Origin of the sequence: Polystyrenella longa (assembly GCF_007750395.1) — a bacterium.
Lineage (GTDB): Bacteria > Planctomycetota > Planctomycetia > Planctomycetales > Planctomycetaceae > Polystyrenella > Polystyrenella longa.
The window spans coordinates 1,552,299-1,575,851 of record NZ_CP036281.1 but is presented as its reverse complement, the minus strand read 5'-3'; the positions used below and the strand labels follow the sequence as shown (position 1 = coordinate 1,575,851).

The following is a 23,553-nucleotide window of genomic DNA, read 5'->3' as shown; positions in this document are numbered from 1 at the left end:
AAAACCTGTGTACATTCGGACAAAACCGGGTAGGATAAATGGGCCCTGAACATCTCGTAAAAGCACAAGAGTAATGGCCTCCAAAACTCCACTCACTCAATTCGAAAATGACTTCAGGTATGACGCGATGGTGGCGTCCCTCCGACGGATGCATGAGTCCAGAATCAGTGATCCGTGGGACGCCGATTTTTCGTATTGCCTGCCGACTGGCAACTCGCGGCGGTTGATGAACTGGCTCAAACTTCTATCAACTTTACTTGCCGTCCTGGGACTGTTAGCTGTCGTCATCTCCGTACCTTATGCCATCGTGTCCTTCTTTTTCGACTTCGGATTCGGAAACCCATGGTATCTTTCCGGAACTGTTTTTGCGGCGGGGTTCGCTTCTCTCGTTGCCAGTCAATACATAAGACAAAACAGCTTAACAGTATTGCTTCGAGGGCGTCATCGAGCATTAAAGGATCATCCCGGTTGGATACATATCCGTCACGTCGATATTGAGAATGCACTGACCTTCTCTATGAATAGGATTAAAAGAGCAGATCACGGTCAAGTCGTCCTAGACAGGACAGACGGAAGGGTCATTGTGGAAGGAGTTCTGTTCCGGTACCAGATTCTTGTGGAAGATCTGACGAAGCTAGTTCGGCGAGTTGAAGGCAAGACCACCACCGTCCAACTCTCCGTTACGATGGCGGACAGCATTCCTCTTCACCTGATCCTGTTGAGAGAATCTTATGAAGCGGAAGAAGGCGAAGATTCCTCCACCGTGGGCGAACGTCTCTATGAGCAAATCGCCGATGCCCTCTCGGACCATTTCGACCAAGAAGTGTTCGATGTAGAAGTGCAAGACGAGTTTGAAGCAAGCGATAACCCACGCAATATTTTCGAAGATGAGTTTTAAATCCTTAACCGTGAGAAACAGCCCTCCCATGCCCTACGACGAACAATTGGCCGACCGCATTCGTATCGTCCTACGAGGGAAGCGGAACATCGAAGAGAAGAAGATGTTCGGTAGCGTATGCTTTCTACTACACGGGAATATCTGCTGCGGAGTCTTCAAGAAGAATCTGATTCTCCGTCTCGGTGTGGAGGAAGCGGAAATCGCCCTGCTCCGACCTCACGTCGGCCCCTTCGACGTTACCGGTCGGCCGATGACTGGCTGGGCCATGCTGAAACCCGCAGGAATGAAAACAGACGACGAATTACAGGACTGGATATCCCGAGCCTGGGAGTTTGTAAAGACGCTTCCGGCGAAGTGAGGAAGAGTCACTGTTGCTCTGCCAACTCCGCATGCTCCTTACGAACATCCGCACGAATGAGATAGAATTTAAGGTGGGGATTATCGAAATCGATATCTGAGTCGTCTTTGCGATCACGCAACTCGATAGTCCAGGTAATGGGGTCCTGTCCCGGTTTATTTGTCTGTCGCCAACGGAAATAGGCGTATTCTTCGTCAAAAGTTGGTTTCTGATGTTGGCCGTCTTTAGTATAACCACCGATCCTCGCACCCTCACCGGCGGCCATACGCATGTTTCGGTCTGGGATATCCCCGATCTCCATAGACTCCATCCCCAGACTCTCCCCCCATCGGTCTGCTATTGGAAAAACGATCGTGATCCGCTCCCCTGGTATTGATGAAAAGGTAATGGGAAAGTCTTTTAATTCCCATTCCTGCTCCACCATCTCTTTCAGTATTGCCCGATCGTAAACCATTCTTTTTTGCCTGACTCTATCGTCCGGTGAAACATCTAAGAATACCGATCTCGCTGCTTCGTGGACTTGGGGCCCGTGATCCAACAATGAAGACTGATAGTGGTCTCGTGTCCAAGATTCAATCGCGAGCTGACTCGCTTTCTCAACATCTCGTACAGGTCCCCATGAGTAAGCGACAGCCAACCAGTATTTTTCTTCATCTGAAAGTTGCTGCTTCTTTTCGAGATGATCAATCAGGAGCTGCATCGTTTCCCGGTCGGTACGTTCGGCAAGGAAAAAGAGTTCGTGTAGTGGGACTTCTGCCTCCAGTAGCTGCACTACGACATCACTCATCTCGTTAGTATCTAATAGATTGAGATACGTCAGATGATATTCCTTCCGACCGGATTCCCTTTGGGGAAAAACTCCGTAAAGTCGCTCGCGTGCGATATTCAGTTTCTGCTCATCCCCCTCCTCGTTGATCCCTCCTCCCGAACTAGACGACTTTCCACTGAACCAAAAAGAATGCTTACTTTCTAAGTGCATTTCATCTGCTCGCGTCATCAGATCTTGATGACTCGACATGCCAAAGGTGGAAAACACGGTTCGTACATCGCACGTCGAGTTTTCAAAGTCGTCATGGGTGCGTGTATTGTCCGTGGAGATGTACAGTTTGCGAGCATCAAGATTGAATTCTGTTCCGAATTCAACACATTCCGGTGCACGACGGTGAGAATACTCCAGATACGCATCTGATCTTCCTCCTTCATCGTCATACTTATAAGGTTCTATAAGTTTCTCTTTACTGAAAACCCGTTGATGCTCACCGAATAGAATTCGATCATTTCCTCTCTTCATCAGAAGCCCACCAGGAATGACTTCTCACTCCCAACCCGCAGACTCTAATTCGTCGCGGAGATCTTTCTGAAACTCATCGCTCTCCTCTTCCGTAAGTGACAGGCGCCAGACGGCTTCCTGGGGAGTCAAGAATCCATGACGGGACTGGACTTCTTTTAATCGGGGATCCACTAGAAATTGGAATATCGGAAGAGGTTGTTTTGCAGGAAAGTAAATATCCCGGGAAAGGTCAACGCGAACAGTTACGGGAGTGATATTACTGAGTAACTCAAAGCTGGGTTGGTAATACTCCATGACTTCACCGATGAAAACGGCCAACTTCGCCCTCGTCGAATAGTTACCATATTGATCGAGGTTTGCTTCGATCAGATGGAATCTATTAAACGATCGCAAGTTGATTGGATATTTGAAATCCCAACTCAAAGGATGCGGAACTGGATCGGTATGCACATGCATGAGAACTTGACTGGAAGGAGCGGTATCACCGACTGTAGCCAGTTTGTCTGCCCCAAAGAGTTCGATGTAAAGATCGGCATCTGGCAGACGGCCGTCCAATTCCGCAGCCTCCTCCGCTGAGTAGCATCGCAACGTTTTCCCCAGATTTTCGGCCTCGATGAGTTCCACCAGTTCCAATACGAAAAAACGAGTCAGGGGGTCCTCCGAATGGCAGATCACGACCACGTCGTCCAGCATCGTGTAGATACCCTCATATTCGAGTCGCGAGAAATGAGGCCAATGCCCGAACCTTGCCATGAGCAGATTTCCGCTCACCTCCACACCTGAGATTTGGGCATTCATTTTCAGGTGTGGCCCGCCCACCCCTGGCAACCAGGCGCGGCCCGAGGATGCGTCGAGGGGGATATCATACTTTCCCTCTGAATCTCGTTCGAGTGTGGGCGATCCGGCGAGGTAGTAAGGGACTGCCAGCCACCAACTGGCGACAAACCCGACAACCGCAAGCAACCCCAGAAAAATGAGCACCTTGAACAATCGCCGTTTGAGCGATGCCGGTCGTCGAGGATTATCCATGCTCTCCGGTTCTGATTGAGCGTTCATATCTGTCATTCTTTATTTCCCGGTAGCAATAGAGGTCATTCTTATCCGATTACCTACGCCCACTTTAGTTACTGAATGATGCGTAAAGTTATTCACTCGATAGTTCGCCTTCGAACAGATACAAGGTGACATCGTCTGCGACGGGAGGGTTCTGCATTGTGGCGGGGGAGATCACGACTTTGACTTGATCTGAGTCCTCGATGTTGGTGACTTCGATTATAAACCGCTCCCCTCCACCGCTTCCCGAGCCCCCTTCCCTGATGAGACCATGAAGAGTATTGAATGAGCCACTTCGATCTATTGATTCGCTCTTAATAAAGAGAAAATCCTCTTGTGCTGCTTTTATTTCCACAGAGTCTATGCACAATCCGGGCTCGCTGCTATTTTCTGTTGGAGTAGAATAAACCAGAGTTATCCGATGCTCTTGCGAGACGGTCAGTTCCAAGGGAAGCTCTTTAGGGGTGAGTACGCGCGAGCTCATTTCCTCCAGACTTTTCGTTTCATACAGAAATTCTGAGTGATAGCTGGACTGACCCCAGAACAGAAGATTCAATGCATCAATGTCGCGCACGATCTCCTGTTCATTCTCTATCTGCTTTAGAAACTCTTGCTTCAGTTTCAATTTTCTGGCGAGATGCTTTGCCTTATCCAAGTCTGCTGTGGGCTTCCAAAGATAGAGACTCGCGATCTGAAGTTCTTGCTCGTCAGATAGCCTGGATACCGATTCGAGTGCGTCCAATATTTTCTGAATAGCTCCCTCAGGCAGATATTCGCCGAATAGCATCTGCTCATTAATAGAAGCGCTCTGCTCGTATAGTTCTTCCGCAATTAACGTAAGTTCCTCTGGCTCCAACACATTCAAATAATGCAGTCGATACTCGGTACTCTCCTCCCTCGAAGATGATGGAATCGAATCGAGTTGTCGTAATTCATCGAACACTTGAATTTCTTCAGTGAGACGTTTTGACTTAGATTCATCAGACGTATTCTTGGAAGAAGCACTACTAGTAATAACACCGCCCGTATCATTCGAGTTAGGAGCTGAGACTATACGTTCTCCATAGAGGAGCTTGAGTGATCCCTCAGAACGTTGGGCAAGATTTCCAACCAGCAGGTCCGCCACGTAAGTTTGGGTAAAGATATCATCGAGATGAAACCATTTTCGGTACCGATAACCTGTGACTTTGTAAGTGTCTTTAATCCTGACGCTACTTTCTCTGTATTGGAACTGGCGCTCCAGGGGGAGCGCCAAAATTCTTTGGAGATGTTCAGAACTCTCCTTAATCTGCTGGATCATTGATTGCCCGCTAAAGGCGGGGTGAGATTCCGCAAACAGCAATCGATCGTTTCCTTTGGTCATTAAAAGACCCATTTTCGAAGGGAGTGATTGCCATCCTTTCCCGGCAAGTTCAACCCGAATCTGCTGCGATAGTTCTTCGGCTGCCTTCCGAGTGAGGTCCAGATGCCAAACGGTTTCGTTCGGTTTTAAATACCCGTGTGATCGCGACACTTCTGCGAGTTCATCACGGTGTAAAAAAACAAACTCGGGTGGAGGAACATAGTCCGGCTGAAATACGGACCGTCGCTCATCGACCTGGTCCCTTAGCTTTTGGAGATCTCCCAATTCCTGAAACAGATCTTCGAATTGTTTTCCTAATTTTTCGGAAATCAATTCTATTCGCGCCCGTGAAGAACGCCATGAGAGAGTGCCTTTGTTGACTTGAATCACGTAACGTAAATCGAGTTGACGAACACGACGGAGGTGTCCGAAATCCCAACTGAGAGGATGCGTATCAGGATTGGTATGCAGATGAACGTAAATCGAAGGAACACTATTACCAGATACATCGAATCGATTTGGCAGCGAAGTTAGCTCTATCGTGAGATCGGCTGGTAGCTGAGATGAATCTCGGCCAGAGCCACTTTGATAAATCTCAATGGTTTCGCCAAGCTGTTTTTCTTCGCATAGCCCTACAAGCTTGGTTGCGAAGGCACGCAGCAGAATATCGTCCGAATTCAGAACAATCGCCACTCGCCGCTCGGAAAGAAATAAGTTCTCTGGAGAATATCGCGTATCAACAACTGACGCACCAGGCAAGCGCATGGACAAGTTATTGAAACGCAGCGTTTTTAGCTTCGCAAAGTCACCGTAACGGAGTGACGAGACTTCGATGTCCGTTTGGTAACTCCCCCGCGAAGGGGACGACAAATAGCCCAGTCCCCACGAGTAATCGTAGACGGCGTTAAACTTTCCGGATGCGTCGCGTGTCATCACTTGCGGAATCGCGACTACGGGGGGACGCGAGGCAAACCAAGTGAGCAGGAACAGCAATACGATACCGGCGAACATGAAACCGAGGATTGCCCATATCTTTCGGGAAGCACTCCAGGAAGAGGACATGTCCGCTGCATTTGAATCTGGTGAGATTTCCGTTGAAGACAAAAGAATTCGACTCCGTTGCAGATAGTTTGAGTGACTATTGAGAGGGACCTCCCTTATTCAACATCAGGTCCAAGGATGGAATCAATCCCAGTGGTAGCTCTACAACCAAGAAGATGCGGAATATTCTGCAATCAGGGGGAGTCGATCATTCGAACTGCTCCAAGAGCTTGCTCTGCACTTATAACTGCTGTCTAATGAAATGGTTGACCCTTCTTGTGTTAAACTCAAACTTGCCTTGAGTTCCGTCGGTTCTATCCGAGAGAGTTTCCCATGCGCATTGCTCTGATACGTCGTCTGCTACTTGCCTTCACACTTCTTTTCCTGGGAGTGAGTTCTGACTCCAGCGCTGCGGAAAAAGAGAATATTCCCGTGCGTCCAAATATTCTCTGGATCAGTTGCGAGGACATCAGTCCGCATCTGGGTTGTTACGGCGACCCGCACGCGAACACTCCGAACCTGGATCAGCTTGCTACCGAAGGAACGCGCTACACGCACGCTTTCACAACCGCCGGAGTGTGCGCCCCCTGCCGGAGTGCGATTATTACGGGCGTGTATCAATCAGCGTTGGGGACGCATCACATGCGCTGCAATGCGAAGTTACCGGAATCCATTAAACCCTTCCCCATGTATCTTCGCGAGGCGGGGTATTATTGCACAAACAAAAGCAAGCAGGATTATCAGTTCCCCACGCCTAAAGGAACATGGGATGTCTCCTCAAATAAGAAAGAGGCCCACTGGCGGAACCGCAAAGAGAAAGATCAACCTTTCTTCGCCGTCTTCAATTTCACGGGCTGCCATGAATCGGGTATCGCCAACACGAATAAGTATCAAAAGGTCACAAAGAACCTGACCGCAGCAGAACGTCAGGATGCTAGACAGCTGACGACCTTGCCCCCATATTACCCCGACACGCCTGTGATTCGTGAAGACTGGAAACGAAATTATGAATTGATCACGGCCATGGATCACTGGGCGGGAGACTTGATCGCACAGTTGCAAGAAGACGGACTGTACGAGAACACAATTATTCTGTTCTGGTCCGACCATGGTGTTGGCCTGCCGCGGGCCAAACGTTGGCTATACGACTCGGGCACACACATTCCGCTGATCACAAGAATCCCCGAGCAGTTCCGTATGGATGGACAAGGGGAACCGGGCACTGTAAACGATCAACTCGTAAGCTCGATCGATTTTGGTCCGACAGTTCTTAAACTGGCGGGCGTAGAAATTCCGGAGAACATCCAGGGACAACCCTTTATCGGGTCGGACCTCCCTGCCCCGCGGGATTACGTTTATGGTGCGCGCGACCGCATGGACGAGCGGTATGACATCATCCGGATGGTTCGCGATAAGAAATATAAATACATTCGCAACTACGAACCTTGGAAGCCGATTCTGGAATACGTCAGTTACCTCGAACAGGGGGCGACGATGTCCAACATGCGAGACCTGCATGAAGCGGGCGAACTTCCACCCAAGATCGACAATCTGTTTACCGAGCCCAAAGCGATTGAAGAACTCTACGACTGCGAAGCGGACCCGCACGAGATGACGAATCTCGCCAACCACCTGGAATACCATGAAGTTCTCGCCCGAATGCGGAATGAGCATCTTCGTTGGATGAAAGAGGTCCGTGACCTCGGTTTGATTCCCGAACCGATCCTGCATGAACGCCGAGCGCAATTGGGTAGCGAGTATGCAATTCTCCGTCAACCGGACAGCCTTGAATACATGGACCAATTGCTCATGTACTCTAAGGCCGCTACCCAAGGAGAGCTGTCCTTATTACAAATCGGTTTGAACGACGAAGACAATGTCATCCGATACTGGTCCGTCACCGGTATGGGTAACCTTGCTAAACAGCAGCCCCTCCTCCCCCAAGACGTAGATCAACTACTTGACCTTGCCGAGAACGACCCTACGCCCGTGGTCCGCATTCAAGCAGCGCGGGCACTTTGTTACCTCGGCCAAGCAAAGGTCGCGTTGCCGATTCTGTTGCATCATCTTGATAGTGGCACGCAGTGGGACCGAGTCTATGCAGCCACAGTTCTTGATGAAATCAACGAACTGGCTCGTCCCGTCGTCGATGAAATGAAGGTCGGATTAGAGCCTGTGAAGGAGTTCGAATCCCAAGGCAAATACCGGGTACGAATTATCAATCGGGCGCTCAACCAACTATTGGGAACCAGGAACAGCGTCGAATAACCTCGAGAACGTAATTCCGGAAGTCGTTTTCACAGGATTTCTCTTGCGTAATTCTGGCCACCGATTATGCTAATTTTTAGGCCACCTCTTTTGCGTATCGCGATTACCCTACAAGAATGGACATGTCACCAACAATTTAGGTTTTGGGCCAATTTCATCTGCTGACACTTTCCATCAATAAACCCTGCGGGCTTTCCAGGGATTTCAACCATGTCAAAACATATTGGCACAACGATTTTGACGACCAGTAGCCGTTTCGTATTGGCAGTTCTACTCGGACTGAGCGTGACAGCAATCTCGGCTCAAGATTCTGGCGGTACTTTGAGCTCTGGTGCCGGAGGACTTCCTCCTGGGTCTATTGATCAATTCGAAACGACTCCAAATCCAATTTCGAACATTCAACCAATTCAAGGACGAAACCTCATAGCAGCCGTCTCACCTGATGGGTCTGAGGTTTGGGGTTATTCTCTGGAAACGGGGAAGTGGATCTCCCTGAAGATAAATAGGAAAAACCTGCCCCCCTTTCCTGTAATGGGAACCGATGTATGCGCCTGCCAGGTAGGGAATGACGTATTCGCTTTTGGATCTCGCTCACAGAAATGGGAGAAAGTCTCTTTCCCAGAAACAGAAAAAGCCCAAGTCATAATTGGGAAGGACTATGTCACGGCACAATCTGCCAACTTTTACTATGTATTTTCTGCCCTATCAAGCACGTGGTCCGGAATCGCACTCAAATCCCCCGATAACCCCCAAAGCACCATTACGCTGGCACCTGCTCCTGAAGAATAGCCAGAACACTATACACACGGACATTACACATGCGTTATCTCAGAGATTTTTCTCACTGATTGGCTTCTCATCAGGGGTTCGATCCATTAGGATGTCGATCCGATTATTTATTGACTATGTTTAATAATATAGGTGTTCTGCTTCTCGCGGAACCACTCACGACAACCCCTCTGAGGTTATCCACCGATGGCTAAAACACAACGAAAACTGAAAAAAGCAAACCACGGACGCCGTCCTGCCAGTGCCAAAGCCCGTAAAGCCAAACGCGCACATATCAAACTGACGACTCACTAGAGTTTGCTGTTATCTACAGTGACTGCGTGCAGACGATTCGTGCTGCGCGCAGTGTGAAGGGCAAGATGGCTCTTCTTAACTGCTGCACGCCATACACCTCCCGATTAGCTGGGTTCGGTTAGAGGTCCTAATGGCGCCCTTTTCTATGCGGAAGCTTTCCGGCTTCCCATACCCGATGTCGCCATCCACTGGTCGACACGCTCGCCCTCCGCAGAGCGATTTATAGTCAGCAAGGATGCTGTCGCCTCATTCGATTCCTGACCAGCCAACGTCGATCCTCCGAATCGTTCCACGCACTCTGTGCGGCGCGAATTTTTCCTGATGGTTTCGATGACAGCCAGATACCGCTGGAATCATGCTTCCCCCCACTCGGAAAATAGTCCATTCGATCAGGGACCGTACCTTGATAGGACAGAATCCGGGTCAACGCATTTAAAGGATTTCCTGATGATTCGCCCCCAGTTCTGCTTTTGCTTCCTCTTACAGTCAACCGTGGCGCTAATCGCGTCGACTTCCCTGCTCTCCGCTGCAGTCGAATCTCCGACGAAAGCGGAACGGATTGAACCCTCTAGCGAGTTTCGTCAAATTGGCGATCTCGACTGGTTCACCGATTACGGCGACGCCTACAAAGAGGCCCGTGATACAAACCAGCAATTGCTGATTTCTTTCGAACTCAACGACGCTACTGCCCAAGCCGAATTCGAAGAAAGCGTTCTAGCCAGTCCTCAGACACAAGAGCATCTGGAGAACTTCGTCCGGGCTGTTCTTCCGCTTGATGCCACCGTGCCGGGCGAAAAACAGACCTTACTCTGGCACGCTTCGTTCAACTACATGTACAAGCAAGCCGGAATCGCCATTCTTGATTTGTCGGATGAGAAATCACCCCAGTACGGTCAACTGGTCTCGGCGCTCCCCTTTAACCATGGACGCGATTGCTCCGTCGATGAACTCCATACTTTGGTAACATTGCCAGAGGGAACTATTACTCAACGGACTCTCATTTATGCTCTCAAACGGCACCCGGAGCGTCCCCAGTCGGTGAACTCGACTCCTCACCAATACCTGATGCACATGTCCAATGTGAACTCTTCGACGATGGCCCGTTTGAGCCAGGTCGGTCACCATAACTGGACGGCTCGTTTTCATCAGATCAACAGCACCGTCGGTGGACTCTCCACGGAAGTTGCCGTAGGTGGTAATGGATACACTCTGCTCGACATCGCCAACGATTGCATCGGGACCTGGCGCAGTTCCGCCGGGCACTGGAACGCGATGCGTAAACAACACCGCTACTACGGCTATGACATGGTTCAGGGATCGAATGGTACCTGGTATGCCACGGGCGTCTTCGCCGACTAGAGCGCATTCCAGAAAACCGTAGCGTGTTCTGGCGGCGTAGCCTGCTGTATTTAAGGGCTTTTCGGGACCGATAGCCGCCACACTTATCCTGGACAGGATCTAATCAGTTGAAAAGACTGACTGATTAATGTCATAAATGAACAAAGCCTCTCCCTGAAATGGTCAGTGAGAGGCTTTTCATTTGGACTGCTATTAAATGGACGAATCAATTGGGCCAATGTTAATCGAGATTTTTGATCAACACCCAGGCAGGGCTCTGGCCGACGGGATAGGTGGCGAATGGAGCCAGGATGCCGGTCTCCGGATCAATCCGATAGGCGGCTAGTTTATGAGAGTTCTGCCCAGCGGAATAAACGAACTTGCCTTGAGGATCGAGACCGAATTCTCGTGGCCAGGCTTCTGTGGGAATCTGCCCCAGGCTGGTTAACTTACCGGTCGCTTGATCAACCGAGTACATCGCCAAGCTGTCGTGACCTCGGTTGCTGGCGTAGATATATTTCCCATCAAGAGTGATTTCGATATCCGCACAGAAACTCTTCTCTGTGTACCCTTCCGGTAAGGTGCTGATCGTCTGAATCTGAGTCAATGCTCCTGTAGTTTGGTCGCGTTCAAAAACATCGACGTGGCAATTGTGTTCATTCACAAAATAAACATGTTTATTAGACGGAGCAAAAACGAAATGGCGTCCGCCTGATTTTTCCGCCGTCTTCACATTTTCCGGTTCGAGTGGAGTCAGTTCACCCGAATCACTATTAAACCGAAACTGTTGAATGAGATCCGCTCCTGTATTAGGGATGTACACATTCTGGTTTGCAAGATCGACATCAATGCTATGAGGGTGTCGGGTAGACTCTACTGTGGAAACAGCATCTGCTACGACGACTCCCTCTTCATCTATTCTGTACACAGCCGCTTTGGCTTCTCCGTAATAGGCAGTTAACAGAAACTTGCCATTCCGGTCCGTCGCGATGTAAACCGGGTTAGCCAGAACAGGAGTTCGGCCCAGTTCCTTCAAGCCTCCGTTTGATCCATTAACTTCATAGGTTACCACTTCTCCGGTGGATCGAACTGCTGCATAGAGCCGGTCCTGCTTCGGGTTGAACGTCAAGGCTCCAGGAGCTCCGCCTGTATTTACAGAACCGACTTCAGAAGCGAGTCCTGTTTCCGGATCGACATTCCAAAGAGCAATTCGATTTTCCCCGCCGATAGACAGGTACATCATCTCTCGATTGGCCTCGCTGGCCTCTCCTCTTTCCATTCCCATCATCATTCCTGTCAAGCAAACCAGCATACAAACTAATAACCGCATAATTTTTCTCCGGCAAGGAAGCTTCGGGGGACTCCCCTTGGTGAATCTTGGTGTGAGGCTCCTTCATGACCTAGACTCTCTTCCTGAAAGTCTGCATTCAACGTATCAGAACGCAATACGGGCCACAAGAAACAACTCGACCAGTGAGAACCAACCATAAAAAACAGAACAGCCTTACCTTCGAGAGGCTGGCTGTTCTGTTTTGATAATTAGGCTTTTCCGAAATTGATTCGGTATACTGGCTCGTTAGATCGAGGCTCGTTCGAGCATTTTCGCTCCGAATTCATAGAACTCATTATGTACCTGACGAGACCGGACAATCTCGACGAGAAACCAGAGGCTCCCCGATTTTTCGGGATCAAGGCACATTAAATATTTCCCATGCTGAAGCTGTCCCGGATAGATAAACGAGACGCCTCCCTGGGAGATATTGCGAGACCAGACCGTGAAGCTGGTACTTTCTGACGACTCTCCCACCATTCCATCCGATTGAGGAATAAAGACCGTCATCTTGGTCCGATAAGGATTGCGAGAGTACTGCCGCTTCTGATTGTGATGCCCCTGCATTCTGGCATCCCAACGATCCAGGATCGATAGAACTTCTTCTGCAGCTTTTTCCTGCTTGTCAGCCTTTTTTGTCATAGTCATGTCCAAGAGACCTCATCAAAAAAACATCAGTTTTCGTTCTTGTTATCGGGAGTGGTGTCCCGAATCCAGTTGATTAACAGGAAACAAGAACATCATCTTCAGTTCATACGGCCAGCCAAGTTCATTACCACTTGAAACGAAAAGCAATTTAAACTTCGCTAAACAGATCCGTTGAAAACGGGATTTCATCTACCCCTGGCGTAGGCAGTGCCTGTTCTACTTTTAACTCTGTATCTGTCAGGTCGATAATCGCATCATCGTCCTGTGCATCCGGTGTCGAACCGTCCGCGTTTTGAATAATTTGTACGATTGGTTTGGTATAGTCTTTACGGTTCGCTCGAATCACTCTCGCAACACTACCATTACTGAGCGTAATGAACGATCCAATTGGAAAGAGAGACTGAATCCGGAGCAATGCCCGCATGACATCCGGGTCCAGGGATCGTTCCCGGGAAAGATGTAACATGCATTCCATAGCCCCATACCGGGTGACCGCTTTTCTCCACGGGCGGGGGGAAGTCAAACTTATAAAGATATCGGCAACAGCAATGATTCTTGCAAAGATCGGAATCGAATTCCCCTTTCTGCCTCGCGGATATCCACCACCGTTATATTTTTCATGCACCTGGTACACGATGAGAGGCACAATTTTGGGAACTGTCGGAATGGCTTGCAGCATTTCCATTGAATAGATGGGATGTTTTTCGATTTGCAATCGATCTATTCGTGGCAGTTGATGGGTGGCGTTCCGTAGTTCTTCTGGAACGTGAACCATTCCCCAGTCGTGGGTCAACCCAGCAATCCCCAGGTTCTTGATGTTCTCTGCATCAAAATCCATTTCGATACCAAGTGCCATCGCCAATAGAGCGGACTCCAATGAATTGGCTGCAATATCGTCGGGGGTATGACTTCCCATTGCCGATGTTAGTACGTTGTCCGTATCGACCGACATTTCTTTCAGGTATAGAGTCGCCATTCCCGCCACAGCATCGCAGTCGGTCAGTTTCCCATTGGTTGCTTCCGTTAATAGTTCTTCAAGAACTTTGCCATTCTCTGCGTGTTGTTCAGCTAATCTCTCAGTCTGTTCTTCATCGTATCCATCACGACCATGTTGAACGACTGACTGGCTGAAAGAGGGCCCCGTGTTTTTGACACCCATTAACCCGTTATCGAGAATCATGTCGATTTTACGACTCAGAGTTTCATCAACTTGAAACTTGGCGACTTGCTTCACTTCCACATTGCGCAATGTCACCTTCGATAAATCACTTTCATCCATCTGGATCCGGCCACCTTCGGCTCGATTTTTCAGATTAGCTTTGATTTCTGAAGTAATTACCTGATTGTCGGCCAGCAGAAGAACTCCTTTGACGTCATAAATGGGCGAGTGCGTCCGGCGACCGATGATTAACTCATCGATCGATAACGTCGTTCGCGCCGGCGATTCAGTTTCAACTGCTGTTGAAGTCTTTTGCTTATTAACAACGTCCAGGGACATTTTATTTTCCAATTAAGGGGTCTCAGTACTGATTCAGATCAGTTAGTGCGAATTTAAAGAGCCGTTGGATGGCTTCAAAACTTGCCCTTAGCTTTGAAACCGATTATTCCCGGGGCCTGAATATCAACATTCTGTAGCGCGTCCCAAGAAATCATTATCTTTTTCAATCTTAGGTTCGATTCGAAACAGTGATGTTTATTTTCCACATCCCTAAAACTATTCCGCTCCTGTCTTAGCCAATTCCAAGCAGAAGCAGCATAACCATTACAACTGAATCTCAGATTCGCCTCACGGACATCCACATCCAATATTCCTGTTGAACTTTCCCTATTTAGAAAATCAGTGATATCCCTTAGAGCTGCCTTCTCCTAAGAAAGAACACTCTACAAACCCTTTAATAACAGCACCTGTAACCAACTCGTGAACATCGTCAAACACTTACCTATTTAACTGGGTTGCACTTAATAAGTAGAAATCATTTCACAGCAGGAAAGCTCAGTCCATAAATCTTTCAGCGGCGACCCGCTTCTGGTGAGGTGAATCCTTCTGCTAGAATCTGCGAAACCGGCATAACACTCAACAACTGCCTGGTGATGCGAGTGTTGCACCTCTCTGTGCGAGATTTTTTCCGACATGATGTTTTTCGGAAACCTAAGGTACAGGGAGAATACGACCTTTAACTACATAATACAGGTGCAACATGAAAGCAGCCGTTTCAGCCAGTATGACGTCCCAGATCGTCAATCCGATTATTTCAGCCACGATAGACACCTTCGGAATGATGCTGGACAGCACGATTACTCGCACGGGGCTGGGGCTTAAAAAACCAGACACTAGCTTTTATGACATCACTGCCATCATTGGCCTGTCTGGAAAATCGGCTGGTTCTTTCTGTCTCAGTTTTCCCGCAACGACTGCCTATGAAACGGTCCATCGGATGCTGGACATGGAAGTCAGCGATATCACCCCTTTGGTTTGTGACACTGTCGGTGAATTCGCCAATGTGATTGCTGGAAGTGCCAAAGACAAACTGACTTCGATGGAACTCGAAATGGGTCTGCCGAACATTATTCACGGACCTTCACATAATGTTGAGTTTCCTTCGAACGCTCAACCAATGCTGGCAACGTTCGACTCCGAAGTCGGCCCTTTCATGCTCGCATTCGGATTCGTCGAACGATCCTAACCACTCGCCGAACCGATCAAATTCAGGTCCTGGCAACTAATACAACTGTTCAATCTATTACTCCATATACGAACCCACCTTCTTTCATCTATTGGATGATTCTTTACACAGAGGACTTTTCCCATGAACGTACTGATTGTCGATGATTCAGAAATGACCCGCATGGTCGCCAAAAAAACATTAAAAGCTCTGGGAATTGAAAACATCCTGGAAGCGGAAGATGGCAAAGTCGGTGTCGAAGTTTTTAATGCAAATGAAGTTGACGTGGTCTTCAGCGACTGGAACATGCCGAACATGTCTGGCCTGGAACTGCTTCAGGAAATTCGCAAAACGAATAAGACGGTTCCCGTTATCATGATCACCACAGAAGGGTCACGAGGAAAAGTCATGGAAGCCATTCAGCACGGTGTTTCTGACTATCTCGTCAAACCGTTCACCCCAGTTGCTCTGCGAGAAAAACTCTCCAAGTGGATCAAGACAACAGTCTGAATTCCTGAGTAACCCAGGTCAGAAATAAGTTGGAGTATGGACTTCGAACCGAACACCTTTCCCTCCCCCGATTATTAATCAGGACGGAAGTCGGTTAGAACGACTGATTTTTATCAGAGATATTGGCATTATAGTTTTTCCGCTTTGACACACATCCACAGCCTACAGAGGCGCTCCCTTTTTCAAGTTAACTTTTAGGTGACTTTATGTCCGATTTGAATTTCGATCAGGATATCGAACTTGAGAACGATCCTCAGCTATACGAAATGTTCGTAGAAAACGCGATGGATCTTCTCGACCAGATCGAGTCCGATCTCCTCATCCTTGAAGAGAACGGTGAGAAACTAGATAACGCTGTCGTTAACAAAGTTTTTCGTTCCGCACATACAATCAAAGGTGACTCCGGTTTTATCGGTTTGAATAAAATCGGCAAGATGGCTCACGCTATCGAAAACGTGCTGGACGCCCTGCGTGACGAACAACTCACTTCGTCTCCTGCGATTATCGACATACTGCTGAAATCGTTTGACAAACTTCGAGAGATGTGCTCCGAACCCATGGAATCTGAAGAGACAAACATCGAAGGTTTCGTCGCTCGATTACATGAAATCTGGGGACCAGATGGACAAGGTGTAGCAACTGCTCCGGCACCTGAAGCGGCAGCGTCCGTTGAGCCTGTGGCAACTCCCACCCCTACTCCTTCGACTCCCGTGCCAGCAGCACAACCTGCCGTGAATGCGACAGCAATGCCGAAGGCTTCTGACCGTCGTACTCCACCCGATGCTCGAATCCTGGTCATCGACGACGATCCTACGATTGGTCGACTGGTTCAGTTCTGGCTCGGTAAAATCGGTATCTGCTGCCACTGTGCCACCACCGCCGAGGAAGCCCTCGAAATGATGGGCAAGCAGATGTACTTTATCGCCATCTGTGACATCAATATGGAAGGTGGCCGAACTGGAATCGATTTGATTCCTAAACTCAAAAAATTAAATCCGGTAGTTCAGGTCATTATGTTGACTGGCAACGCCAACACCGAAAACATCGTCGCCTGCATCGAACAGGGTGCCGTCGACCTGCTTTCAAAAACAAATGACTGGACATCCATCATCCGTCCGGTTACCGATGCACTGGAACGTTCCGTTCGCTGGAGTGCTCTGGTAAACAAGAAAATTAAATGATGATCATGATTTATCGTGATATCGGCTGACAAAAAACGCCCTGATTAGAGAAGCCCCTAAGAGCTCACTAGTCAGGGTTTTTTCATGCTCCTCTGTTCAGGAAGACAGACCGATGTCGCAACGTATTTCCCACAGTCTAATCGATCCCTTTCTCGGGCCTCGCTTGAAGGCGCTTTATCCTACACTCTCAATTCCTCGAAGCTTTCCACCTGAAGGAATTATTCTCGTCGGGCACCTGTTTGCCCTTTTAGGTGGGGTCGGATTTGCCTGGGCAACCACTGTCTGGTGGGGAGGTCTGCTCGCCGCAGTTGGGGTGTTTGGGAATCATTTGGCCGATTGCCTGGACGGAACTCATGCTCGCGCGACCGGCCAATGCCGGAATGGTGGTGAATTGCTGGATCATTTCACCGATCCTATCTCGTTCTGCTACTGGATGATTGGCATCGCCGTCGCCTGTGGCCGGCTCGATTTCGGCATTGCCCTGATACTCATTCTGATGGCGATGGCCGTTCTAACTAACATCAAAGCCAAAATGATTGGCGAATTCACGCTTTCTACCTTTGGGCCCACTGAATTCAAAACGCTGCTCTGTGCATTCGGAATCTTCCAGACCAGTTGGGGAATCCTGCAAGGTTTCACTTTGCTCCCCATCATCGCTTATTGGACCGCGATTGGACTCATCGTGATTGGTGCGGTCGGACTGCTCGTGAACCTGATCCAAGCTGTCAAAGAAGTCAACGAGAAAGGGGCCGCTCCGGACACATCCGAGTGGAACAATACCCGAAGCTGAACGCCCTTAGTTTATTTCAGGTTGATCTTCCGGAACAATCATTGATCGCGTTTGAGAACTTCCTCTGGCAATAATAACTGATCCGCACTTCCAGCCAGATAGGGAGGAACCGTCATTAGACGGAAGCTTTTCGTGGCGGACCGAATCGACCACAACTTGCCATCCTGACCTAGTCCGACTGGCACACTGTAAAAGCTCGTTTTTTTGTCTTCCATCACGAACACGGTCTTCCCATCGGGATCGACAATCTTCCCCGTATCACCGCCCAGAAAACCGATGACCTTTGTTCCCCGAGGAACATAGAAGTAGTGATTCATTCTCAAGTTGTATTGCGGTGGATTCTCGAGTGAAGCTTGAATCGTGAATGGCATCTCCTGTCGCCATTCAACTCGGCTCATATCGCCCCCGTCGGTGAATTTCAGTTTATACAAGCCCGGTTCATCAGCTCGCATTGTAACCGTATGAGTCACCCCTTCAGGCGGAACGGATCGATCTGTGGCAATCAGAGTTTCGCTTTCTCCGGTATCGCTTGCCCCACCGATCTTCCAAAGTTCGACCTTAATATTGCCTCGGTCCCGATAATGTTTAATCAAACCACCCGTCAATCCGAATTCAATTTCTTCCTGAGGCCGCGTCGTCTGGGTGTAAGCTTCTAATGTCCCTCTGAAAGACCAGTTGGAGGCCAGCGTCTCACCGCTCAGTTGCAGCGGGGCAGCACTAACTAACTCCTCCGAATAATCCATCGGTTCGAAATCGAGTTCGACTGGCTGGTACCTCTCGATTCCTTCTTCCAGATAAGCCTGTAGTTCCTCATCACTGAAAGGTTCGCTCGACTTCCACGGATTTCGATCCTCCGGCACACTCCATTTCGCTTCTTCCGGAATCTCGATATTACGATCGCGACTATCAATATCACGATACAATGCTTTTATGTGCATTAATTTAGCGTGTCGTGCCCGGTAGGAATGCCGAATCATTTTCTCAAAAGCGGCCTGCCGCGCATCACCGCTCGCTTCCGAATATTGACCATACAAATCGGCGAATCGAGTATAGAGTAAGAGATCATTCAAGCGAGCTTCGACCTGTTGATCATCTGTCTCCGTCATTGCCTGTTGCAAGAGGCGATACATCCGGGCGATCTGGTCTTCACGAATCAAGTGGGGCCGGGAGCCATTCAATTGATCATAGAACAATCGCATCGTCTCGCTGGCGGAGCCAAAGCAATTCGTCAGAAATTCATCTGTGATCTCATCCAGGCGATCTGCTTCGGTTACATCCCACAGCATACGAGCGGCAAAATAGTGCCCCAGCCCTGTTGTGCCCCAACTCTCTCCCGATTCGGCAGAAGAGAAACGTGCTCCGGCCGCGTAATAATGCGGGATCTTTTCCTGCAGCCAGAGTAGTTTCGACCCACGCGTTTTAGCCGGTTGATCGCGGTCCCAGGTACTGACGCTGTAGTAATCGCGAATACCGAGTTTAGCCCCTTTATCCGCCCAACCTTGAAGCAATTGATCGAGTGTGTAACCGCCTCGTAAGAACGAAGTCGCTACACTGATAATCACATGAGGATCGACTTCAATCGTGGGTGGTGGTGAATGGTAGTTGTAGGCATACATCCCGACGAACCGCTCGCGTTCCGTATCTTTGTTGATGGCCCGCGCGACTTCGTTCGCCAGGATCAGCGCACGATCACTCACACTTCCCATCCGTTGACAATCTTCACACTCACACCAGTTCCCTCCGTCAGAAGGGTCCATCGAGATCGTATCCGCATCCGGCTTCTCTTCAAAATATTCATGGGCGTATTCAATCACTAACTGCCGTAACCCTGCGTTGCTGATGCAGAACTTCGCTTGTTTAGACTGGGTTCGTTTTCCGTCGAGCAGCGCCTTGTACTCCGGATGCGCATCGAACTCGGCCTGCTTGGCGGTGATGATACGTCCATATGCATGCCCGGTATTCAATTGAATCGCCGCCCCCAGTCGGTTCTTCCGATTCCAATCTTTCAACGGTTCTTCACCATGATCCCAGGCACCGTATCCATACCAGATGCGGCGCGAGTGATAATCGGGAGATGCCTGAATCGCCAATTTCAGTTCCAGGTCCTGAATCTGAGGGATGATTTCCCAATGTTCTCCCGGGAAATACTGTCGATATCCCAACTGATACAGCAAATCCCAAACAGCATGCTCGACTCCCAACTCTGTTTTTCCGACAACCAACATTCCCTGATTGAATGTCGCAATGGAGTAGTCCTCGCGTTCGTTCCACTCCACGTGCGCCTCGGTCGTATGCGGAAACAGTGTGGACTTCAGATATTCGCGAGGAGTTACAATGATTCCAGGTTGTTTCAGATCATTGCTGATTTCAAATGTCGCCCCTGTGATCTTCTCAAGATAAACTTGTAGATTCTCTGCCGCCGCTTGCGTCTTTTCTCCTGCTTCTTGAGGAACGAGGATCGGTACGAGCGCCTTACCCTCACGCGTGATCGAGAACGTGGAAATTTCAGGTTCCACCGCCGTGACGACACTCGTCAACGCGAACAGAAAAAACAGAGTATAGAAGATTTTGGATTTCATTGATTTCGCTCTCTGGAACGTTAGAGATAAGCTTCAGATTTATTCTGCAACCAAACAGTCTGCATTCAAATAGAAGGGTTCATCAGAAAAGTTATTCAGTCTCAGAGGAGGCCGTATACAGATCATGCTGTTTAATATAAACATCGACTGAACGCGGAACCTGAAAACGAATACTTTTCCCTTCGCCCACCCGCTGGCGCAAGTCCGACGAAGCGATGCCGATATCAGGAATCGTCACCATCTGGATACTATTACGGATTTTCTCGGGAAGTGTCGCTACCTCGGGCATAATTTTTCCTGACCGATTCACAACCAGAATGGTTGCGAGTTCCGCAATCCGTTCCGGTTCCCTCCAGGTAGGGAAATCGTGCAGAGAATCTGCCCCAATAATGAAGTAGAGATCGCGGCTGGGCTCTTCCTCTTTCAGTTGAGTGAGAGTATCGACGGTATAGGTCGTTCCGCTCCGCTTGACTTCCCTATCGCTGATTTTAAACTCTCTTGCCCCCGCGAGAGCCATTTCCAGCATTTCTATCCGTTTACGGGAATCGGTGATTTCGGCGGTCACTTTGTGGGGTGGTTTTCCAGTGGGAATGAACCAGATTTCCTCCAATTGACATGCTTCGCGACACGCCTCGGCCATAATCAGGTGCCCCAGGTGCACCGGATCGAAAGTCCCTCCCAATAATCCCAATCGCATTAATCATTCCAGTAATAATATAGTTTCAAATCTTGGTATTCTTCCTGACTCAAACATAACGCTTGCCACAGGGAATGAACAGGCAGTGAATAGCCAATGAACCGTCGAGGTGTTCCTCAGCCATCGTCTCGTATAGAATTCAAAATTCACCCTTGATCCTTTTCCGTCCGCCCTCCCGAAGGTTACATCTTTGTCCTCTCCTTCTCAGCGACATCTTTTCGAAACCAACGAACTGACCAGTTGGGAGGAAGCTGCGCAGCGCGATCAACTTGTCGCAGACGTCGTGTTCAACAGGCCGCTGCAGGCCGCGTATTCGTATCTTGTCCCGAATGAACTTCGCGAATGGATTGGCCCCGCGCGACGGGTGAAAGTTTCGTTCGGACGCGGAAACCAGACCACCGTCGGTTTCTGTGTGGGCGTCCGCCCATGGGAACCGACCAACCGCAAGTTGAAACCGATCGTCGAACTACTCGACCGGGAACCCCTGCTTGACGATAAAATGATGGAACTGACCCGCTGGATCTCCGAGCATTATTTGTGCGGTTGGGGACAAGTCCTCGAATCGGTTATCCCCGCCGGGGTCAAAAAGAAGTCGGGCACGCGGATGGTCACTTTATACACCGTTCCCGACCGTGTCAGACAAAATCGCGATTCAATCCCACTGCCCCTGAAACAGGCGCGGGTCTTAGACATTCTGTGCCAGCAGGCCGAACCGATGGCAGTGGAGGACATCTGTGAAAAAGCGGAATGCGGCACATCCCCCATTCATTCATTACGCGATAAAAAGTTGATCGATCCCGTTCGTCACCGAGCAGAACAATTCGACCTGGAACCACTGGAACCAACTCAGCAGGAACTCGATCTAACGCTGAACGAAGAACAGCAGGCCGCGTTCGACAAAATCATCACCGCAATTCGAACTCAGCAGCATTCGACCATGCTGCTTCACGGAGTGACCGGTTCCGGAAAAACGGAGATTTATATTCAGACAATTCGCGAGGTGGTCAGTTATGGAAAACAGGCGATTGTGCTCGTCCCCGAAATCAGCCTGACCCCACAGACGATTCGCCGCTTCCGACGCCGATTTGATAATGTCGCCGTACTGCACAGTCACCTCACGGACGCCGAACGGCATTGGCACTGGCAACAGATTACTCGTGGTGAAGTGCAAGTCGTCGTCGGTGCCCGCAGCGCGATCTTCGCCCCCTGCCCTCAACTGGGCCTCATTGTGATCGACGAAGAACACGAGAACACATTCAAACAGGAAACCACTCCGCGGTACCATGCGCGCGAAGTTGCCCGCCATCGGGCCGAACTGGAAAAGATCCCCCTTGTGCTGGGCACTGCCACCCCCACTTTCGAGTCGTGGCTTAAAGTCCATCAAAAAGAGTACGACCTGGTCTCGATGCCTAAACGAGTGGCGAAACTTCCATTACCCCCCGTGGTGATTGTCGACGTCCGCAATGATCCCCAAATCACCAAAGGGGCCGCCATTGGCCGCGCCCTCGAATCGGCGATGCGATTGACCTTAAACGATGGCGGGCAGATCATTCTCTTTCTCAACTTACGCGGGTTCTCCCCCACCATGTGGTGTAAACGTTGTGGAAAAGGGATTCAATGTCCCGATTGCGATATCACTCTCACCTGGCATAAAGACAAACAGATCGCTCTCTGCCACAGTTGCGATTACCAGATCCCGCCTCCGACTTCCTGTCCAAACTGCGACCATCCCGGCCTGAGGTTTATAGGAATCGGTACACAAAAACTCGAACAGGAAGTTCGCACCAAGTTTTCTAACCAGAAATGTTTGCGAATGGACAGCGATTCCATGAGCAAACGAGGAAGCCACGACGAAACATTGGAGATCTTCCGCGCCGGCAAAGCGAGCATTCTGCTGGGTACCCAGATGATCGCCAAAGGGCTCGACTTTCCAAACGTAACCCTAGTGGGTGTTATTGATGCCGACACCATGCTGCATCAACCCGACCTGCGAGCCACGGAACGCACCTTTCAGTTGATCTCCCAGGTGGCGGGTCGAACGGGGCGCAGTTCACGGGGGGGACGCGTCTTCGTGCAAACAGCGTCTCCGGGAGAACCAGCCATCGTCAAAGCTGCCGAGCACGACTACATCGGATTCGCCCGCAACGAACTGCGGCATCGCCACAGTTTACAGGCGCCTCCATTTTCTAAAATGGCTCGTATTATTTTTCGGGGCGAAGCAGAACAGGACGTGCAAGCGTATGCATTAGAGTTCACGAAAAAGTTAAAAGAGACGATAGAGAAAGAAAGCCTCGACGTACTCCTTCTCGGCCCCGCTCCGGCGCCCATTGCCAAACTGAAACGGCACTTCCGCTTTCACCTGCAAGTTCGGGCCCCACAACTCGAACTGATCCACCAACTCTGGCGATCAACCGAAAGCCGCTTTCCCAAAACCAGCACCGTCGAATTTATCATTGATGTCGAACCGGCCAACATGCGGTGAC

19 protein-coding genes and 1 pseudogene are annotated in these 23,553 nt (G+C 49.6%); 12 read left to right on the top strand and 8 right to left on the bottom strand.

The genetic code is table 11. From position 1 onward, the window contains the following. Window positions 1-73: 73 nt before the first annotated feature. Both Pla110_RS05880 and Pla110_RS05875 read left to right on the top strand, forming a co-directional pair. Entirely contained in the window at window positions 74-898 is an 825-nt protein-coding gene (locus tag Pla110_RS05880; RefSeq protein ID WP_144994173.1) for a hypothetical protein, read from the top strand. Window positions 899-926: 28 nt separating this feature from the next. Then, complete coding sequence (locus Pla110_RS05875) at window positions 927-1,256, top strand: TfoX/Sxy family protein (protein ID WP_144994171.1); 330 nt, start codon at window positions 927-929, stop codon at window positions 1,254-1,256. A 7-nt stretch (window positions 1,257-1,263) separates the two neighbouring features. On the opposite strand, the gene Pla110_RS05870 is transcribed toward Pla110_RS05875, so the two are convergent. The 3 genes from Pla110_RS05870 to Pla110_RS05860 form a co-directional block, all read right to left on the bottom strand. Continuing rightward, a complete protein-coding gene (locus tag Pla110_RS05870; protein WP_144994169.1) occupies window positions 1,264-2,547 on the bottom strand; it encodes a hypothetical protein in 1,284 nt (427 codons plus the stop codon). Window positions 2,548-2,571: 24 nt separating this feature from the next. After that, the gene (locus Pla110_RS05865; protein WP_197440535.1) at window positions 2,572-3,603 is read right to left on the bottom strand and encodes a hypothetical protein; all 1,032 of its coding nucleotides are present in this window, start codon (window positions 3,601-3,603) and stop codon (window positions 2,572-2,574) included. An 88-nt stretch (window positions 3,604-3,691) separates the two neighbouring features. Further along, window positions 3,692-6,004, bottom strand: coding sequence for a hypothetical protein (locus Pla110_RS05860; protein WP_144994165.1), 2,313 nt, complete (start codon window positions 6,002-6,004; stop codon window positions 3,692-3,694). Between the two features lie 312 nt (window positions 6,005-6,316). On the opposite strand from Pla110_RS05860, the gene Pla110_RS05855 reads away from it, so the two are divergent. The 4 genes from Pla110_RS05855 (at window position 6,317) to Pla110_RS05845 (ending at window position 10,693) form a co-directional block, all read left to right on the top strand. After that, window positions 6,317-8,251 carry a sulfatase-like hydrolase/transferase gene (locus Pla110_RS05855; RefSeq protein ID WP_144994163.1) on the top strand — a complete coding sequence of 645 codons (1,935 nt, stop codon included), beginning with the start codon at window positions 6,317-6,319 and terminating at the stop codon, window positions 8,249-8,251. 210 nt (window positions 8,252-8,461) lie between these two features. Beyond that, a complete protein-coding gene (locus tag Pla110_RS05850; RefSeq protein ID WP_144994161.1) occupies window positions 8,462-9,040 on the top strand; it encodes a hypothetical protein in 579 nt (192 codons plus the stop codon). A 186-nt stretch (window positions 9,041-9,226) separates the two neighbouring features. Further along, window positions 9,227-9,334: a 50S ribosomal protein bL37 gene (locus tag Pla110_RS23100; protein WP_369299123.1), complete on the top strand. Its 108-nt coding sequence runs from the start codon at window positions 9,227-9,229 to the stop codon at window positions 9,332-9,334. A 447-nt stretch (window positions 9,335-9,781) separates the two neighbouring features. Next, window positions 9,782-10,693: a hypothetical protein gene (locus tag Pla110_RS05845; RefSeq protein ID WP_144994159.1), complete on the top strand. Its 912-nt coding sequence runs from the start codon at window positions 9,782-9,784 to the stop codon at window positions 10,691-10,693. Between the two features lie 220 nt (window positions 10,694-10,913). Here the strand turns inward: Pla110_RS05845 and Pla110_RS05840 are convergent, their stop codons facing one another. The 3 genes from Pla110_RS05840 to Pla110_RS05830 form a co-directional block, all read right to left on the bottom strand. Further along, a complete protein-coding gene (locus tag Pla110_RS05840; RefSeq protein ID WP_144994157.1) occupies window positions 10,914-12,002 on the bottom strand; it encodes a lactonase family protein in 1,089 nt (362 codons plus the stop codon). A 246-nt stretch (window positions 12,003-12,248) separates the two neighbouring features. Then, entirely contained in the window at window positions 12,249-12,650 is a 402-nt protein-coding gene (locus tag Pla110_RS05835; protein WP_144994155.1) for a PilZ domain-containing protein, read from the bottom strand. A 148-nt stretch (window positions 12,651-12,798) separates the two neighbouring features. Then, window positions 12,799-14,148 (bottom strand): HD-GYP domain-containing protein, encoded by a 1,350-nt coding sequence (locus Pla110_RS05830; protein ID WP_144994153.1) that lies wholly within the window; start codon window positions 14,146-14,148, stop codon window positions 12,799-12,801. 700 nt (window positions 14,149-14,848) lie between these two features. On the opposite strand from Pla110_RS05830, the gene Pla110_RS05825 reads away from it, so the two are divergent. The 5 genes and pseudogenes from Pla110_RS05825 to Pla110_RS05810 all read left to right on the top strand — a co-directional run bounded on the left by Pla110_RS05825 (window position 14,849) and on the right by Pla110_RS05810 (window position 17,794). Further along, complete coding sequence (locus tag Pla110_RS05825) at window positions 14,849-15,334, top strand: chemotaxis protein CheX (RefSeq protein WP_144994151.1); 486 nt, start codon at window positions 14,849-14,851, stop codon at window positions 15,332-15,334. Window positions 15,335-15,457: 123 nt separating this feature from the next. Then, window positions 15,458-15,823, top strand: a complete 366-nt coding sequence (locus Pla110_RS05820; protein WP_144994149.1) for a response regulator — start codon at window positions 15,458-15,460, stop codon at window positions 15,821-15,823. 206 nt (window positions 15,824-16,029) lie between these two features. Next, window positions 16,030-16,350: pseudogene (locus Pla110_RS23095) on the top strand (Hpt domain-containing protein); the annotation flags it as partial. Between the two features lie 15 nt (window positions 16,351-16,365). Beyond that, window positions 16,366-17,004 (top strand): response regulator, encoded by a 639-nt coding sequence (locus Pla110_RS05815; protein WP_390620491.1) that lies wholly within the window; start codon window positions 16,366-16,368, stop codon window positions 17,002-17,004. A gap of 112 nt (window positions 17,005-17,116) precedes the next feature. Then, window positions 17,117-17,794 (top strand): CDP-alcohol phosphatidyltransferase family protein, encoded by a 678-nt coding sequence (locus Pla110_RS05810; RefSeq protein ID WP_144994145.1) that lies wholly within the window; start codon window positions 17,117-17,119, stop codon window positions 17,792-17,794. A 38-nt stretch (window positions 17,795-17,832) separates the two neighbouring features. Here Pla110_RS05810 and Pla110_RS05805 read toward each other — a convergent pair whose 3' ends face one another. Beyond that, the gene (locus Pla110_RS05805) at window positions 17,833-20,373 is read right to left on the bottom strand and encodes a DUF4838 domain-containing protein (RefSeq protein ID WP_144994143.1); all 2,541 of its coding nucleotides are present in this window, start codon (window positions 20,371-20,373) and stop codon (window positions 17,833-17,835) included. A 91-nt stretch (window positions 20,374-20,464) separates the two neighbouring features. Then, complete coding sequence (gene nadD, locus Pla110_RS05800) at window positions 20,465-21,070, bottom strand: nicotinate-nucleotide adenylyltransferase (protein WP_144994141.1); 606 nt, start codon at window positions 21,068-21,070, stop codon at window positions 20,465-20,467. A gap of 190 nt (window positions 21,071-21,260) precedes the next feature. On the opposite strand from nadD, the gene priA reads away from it, so the two are divergent. Continuing rightward, window positions 21,261-23,552, top strand: coding sequence for a replication restart helicase PriA (priA, locus tag Pla110_RS05795; RefSeq protein ID WP_144994138.1), 2,292 nt, complete (start codon window positions 21,261-21,263; stop codon window positions 23,550-23,552). Window position 23,553 lies beyond the last annotated feature (1 nt).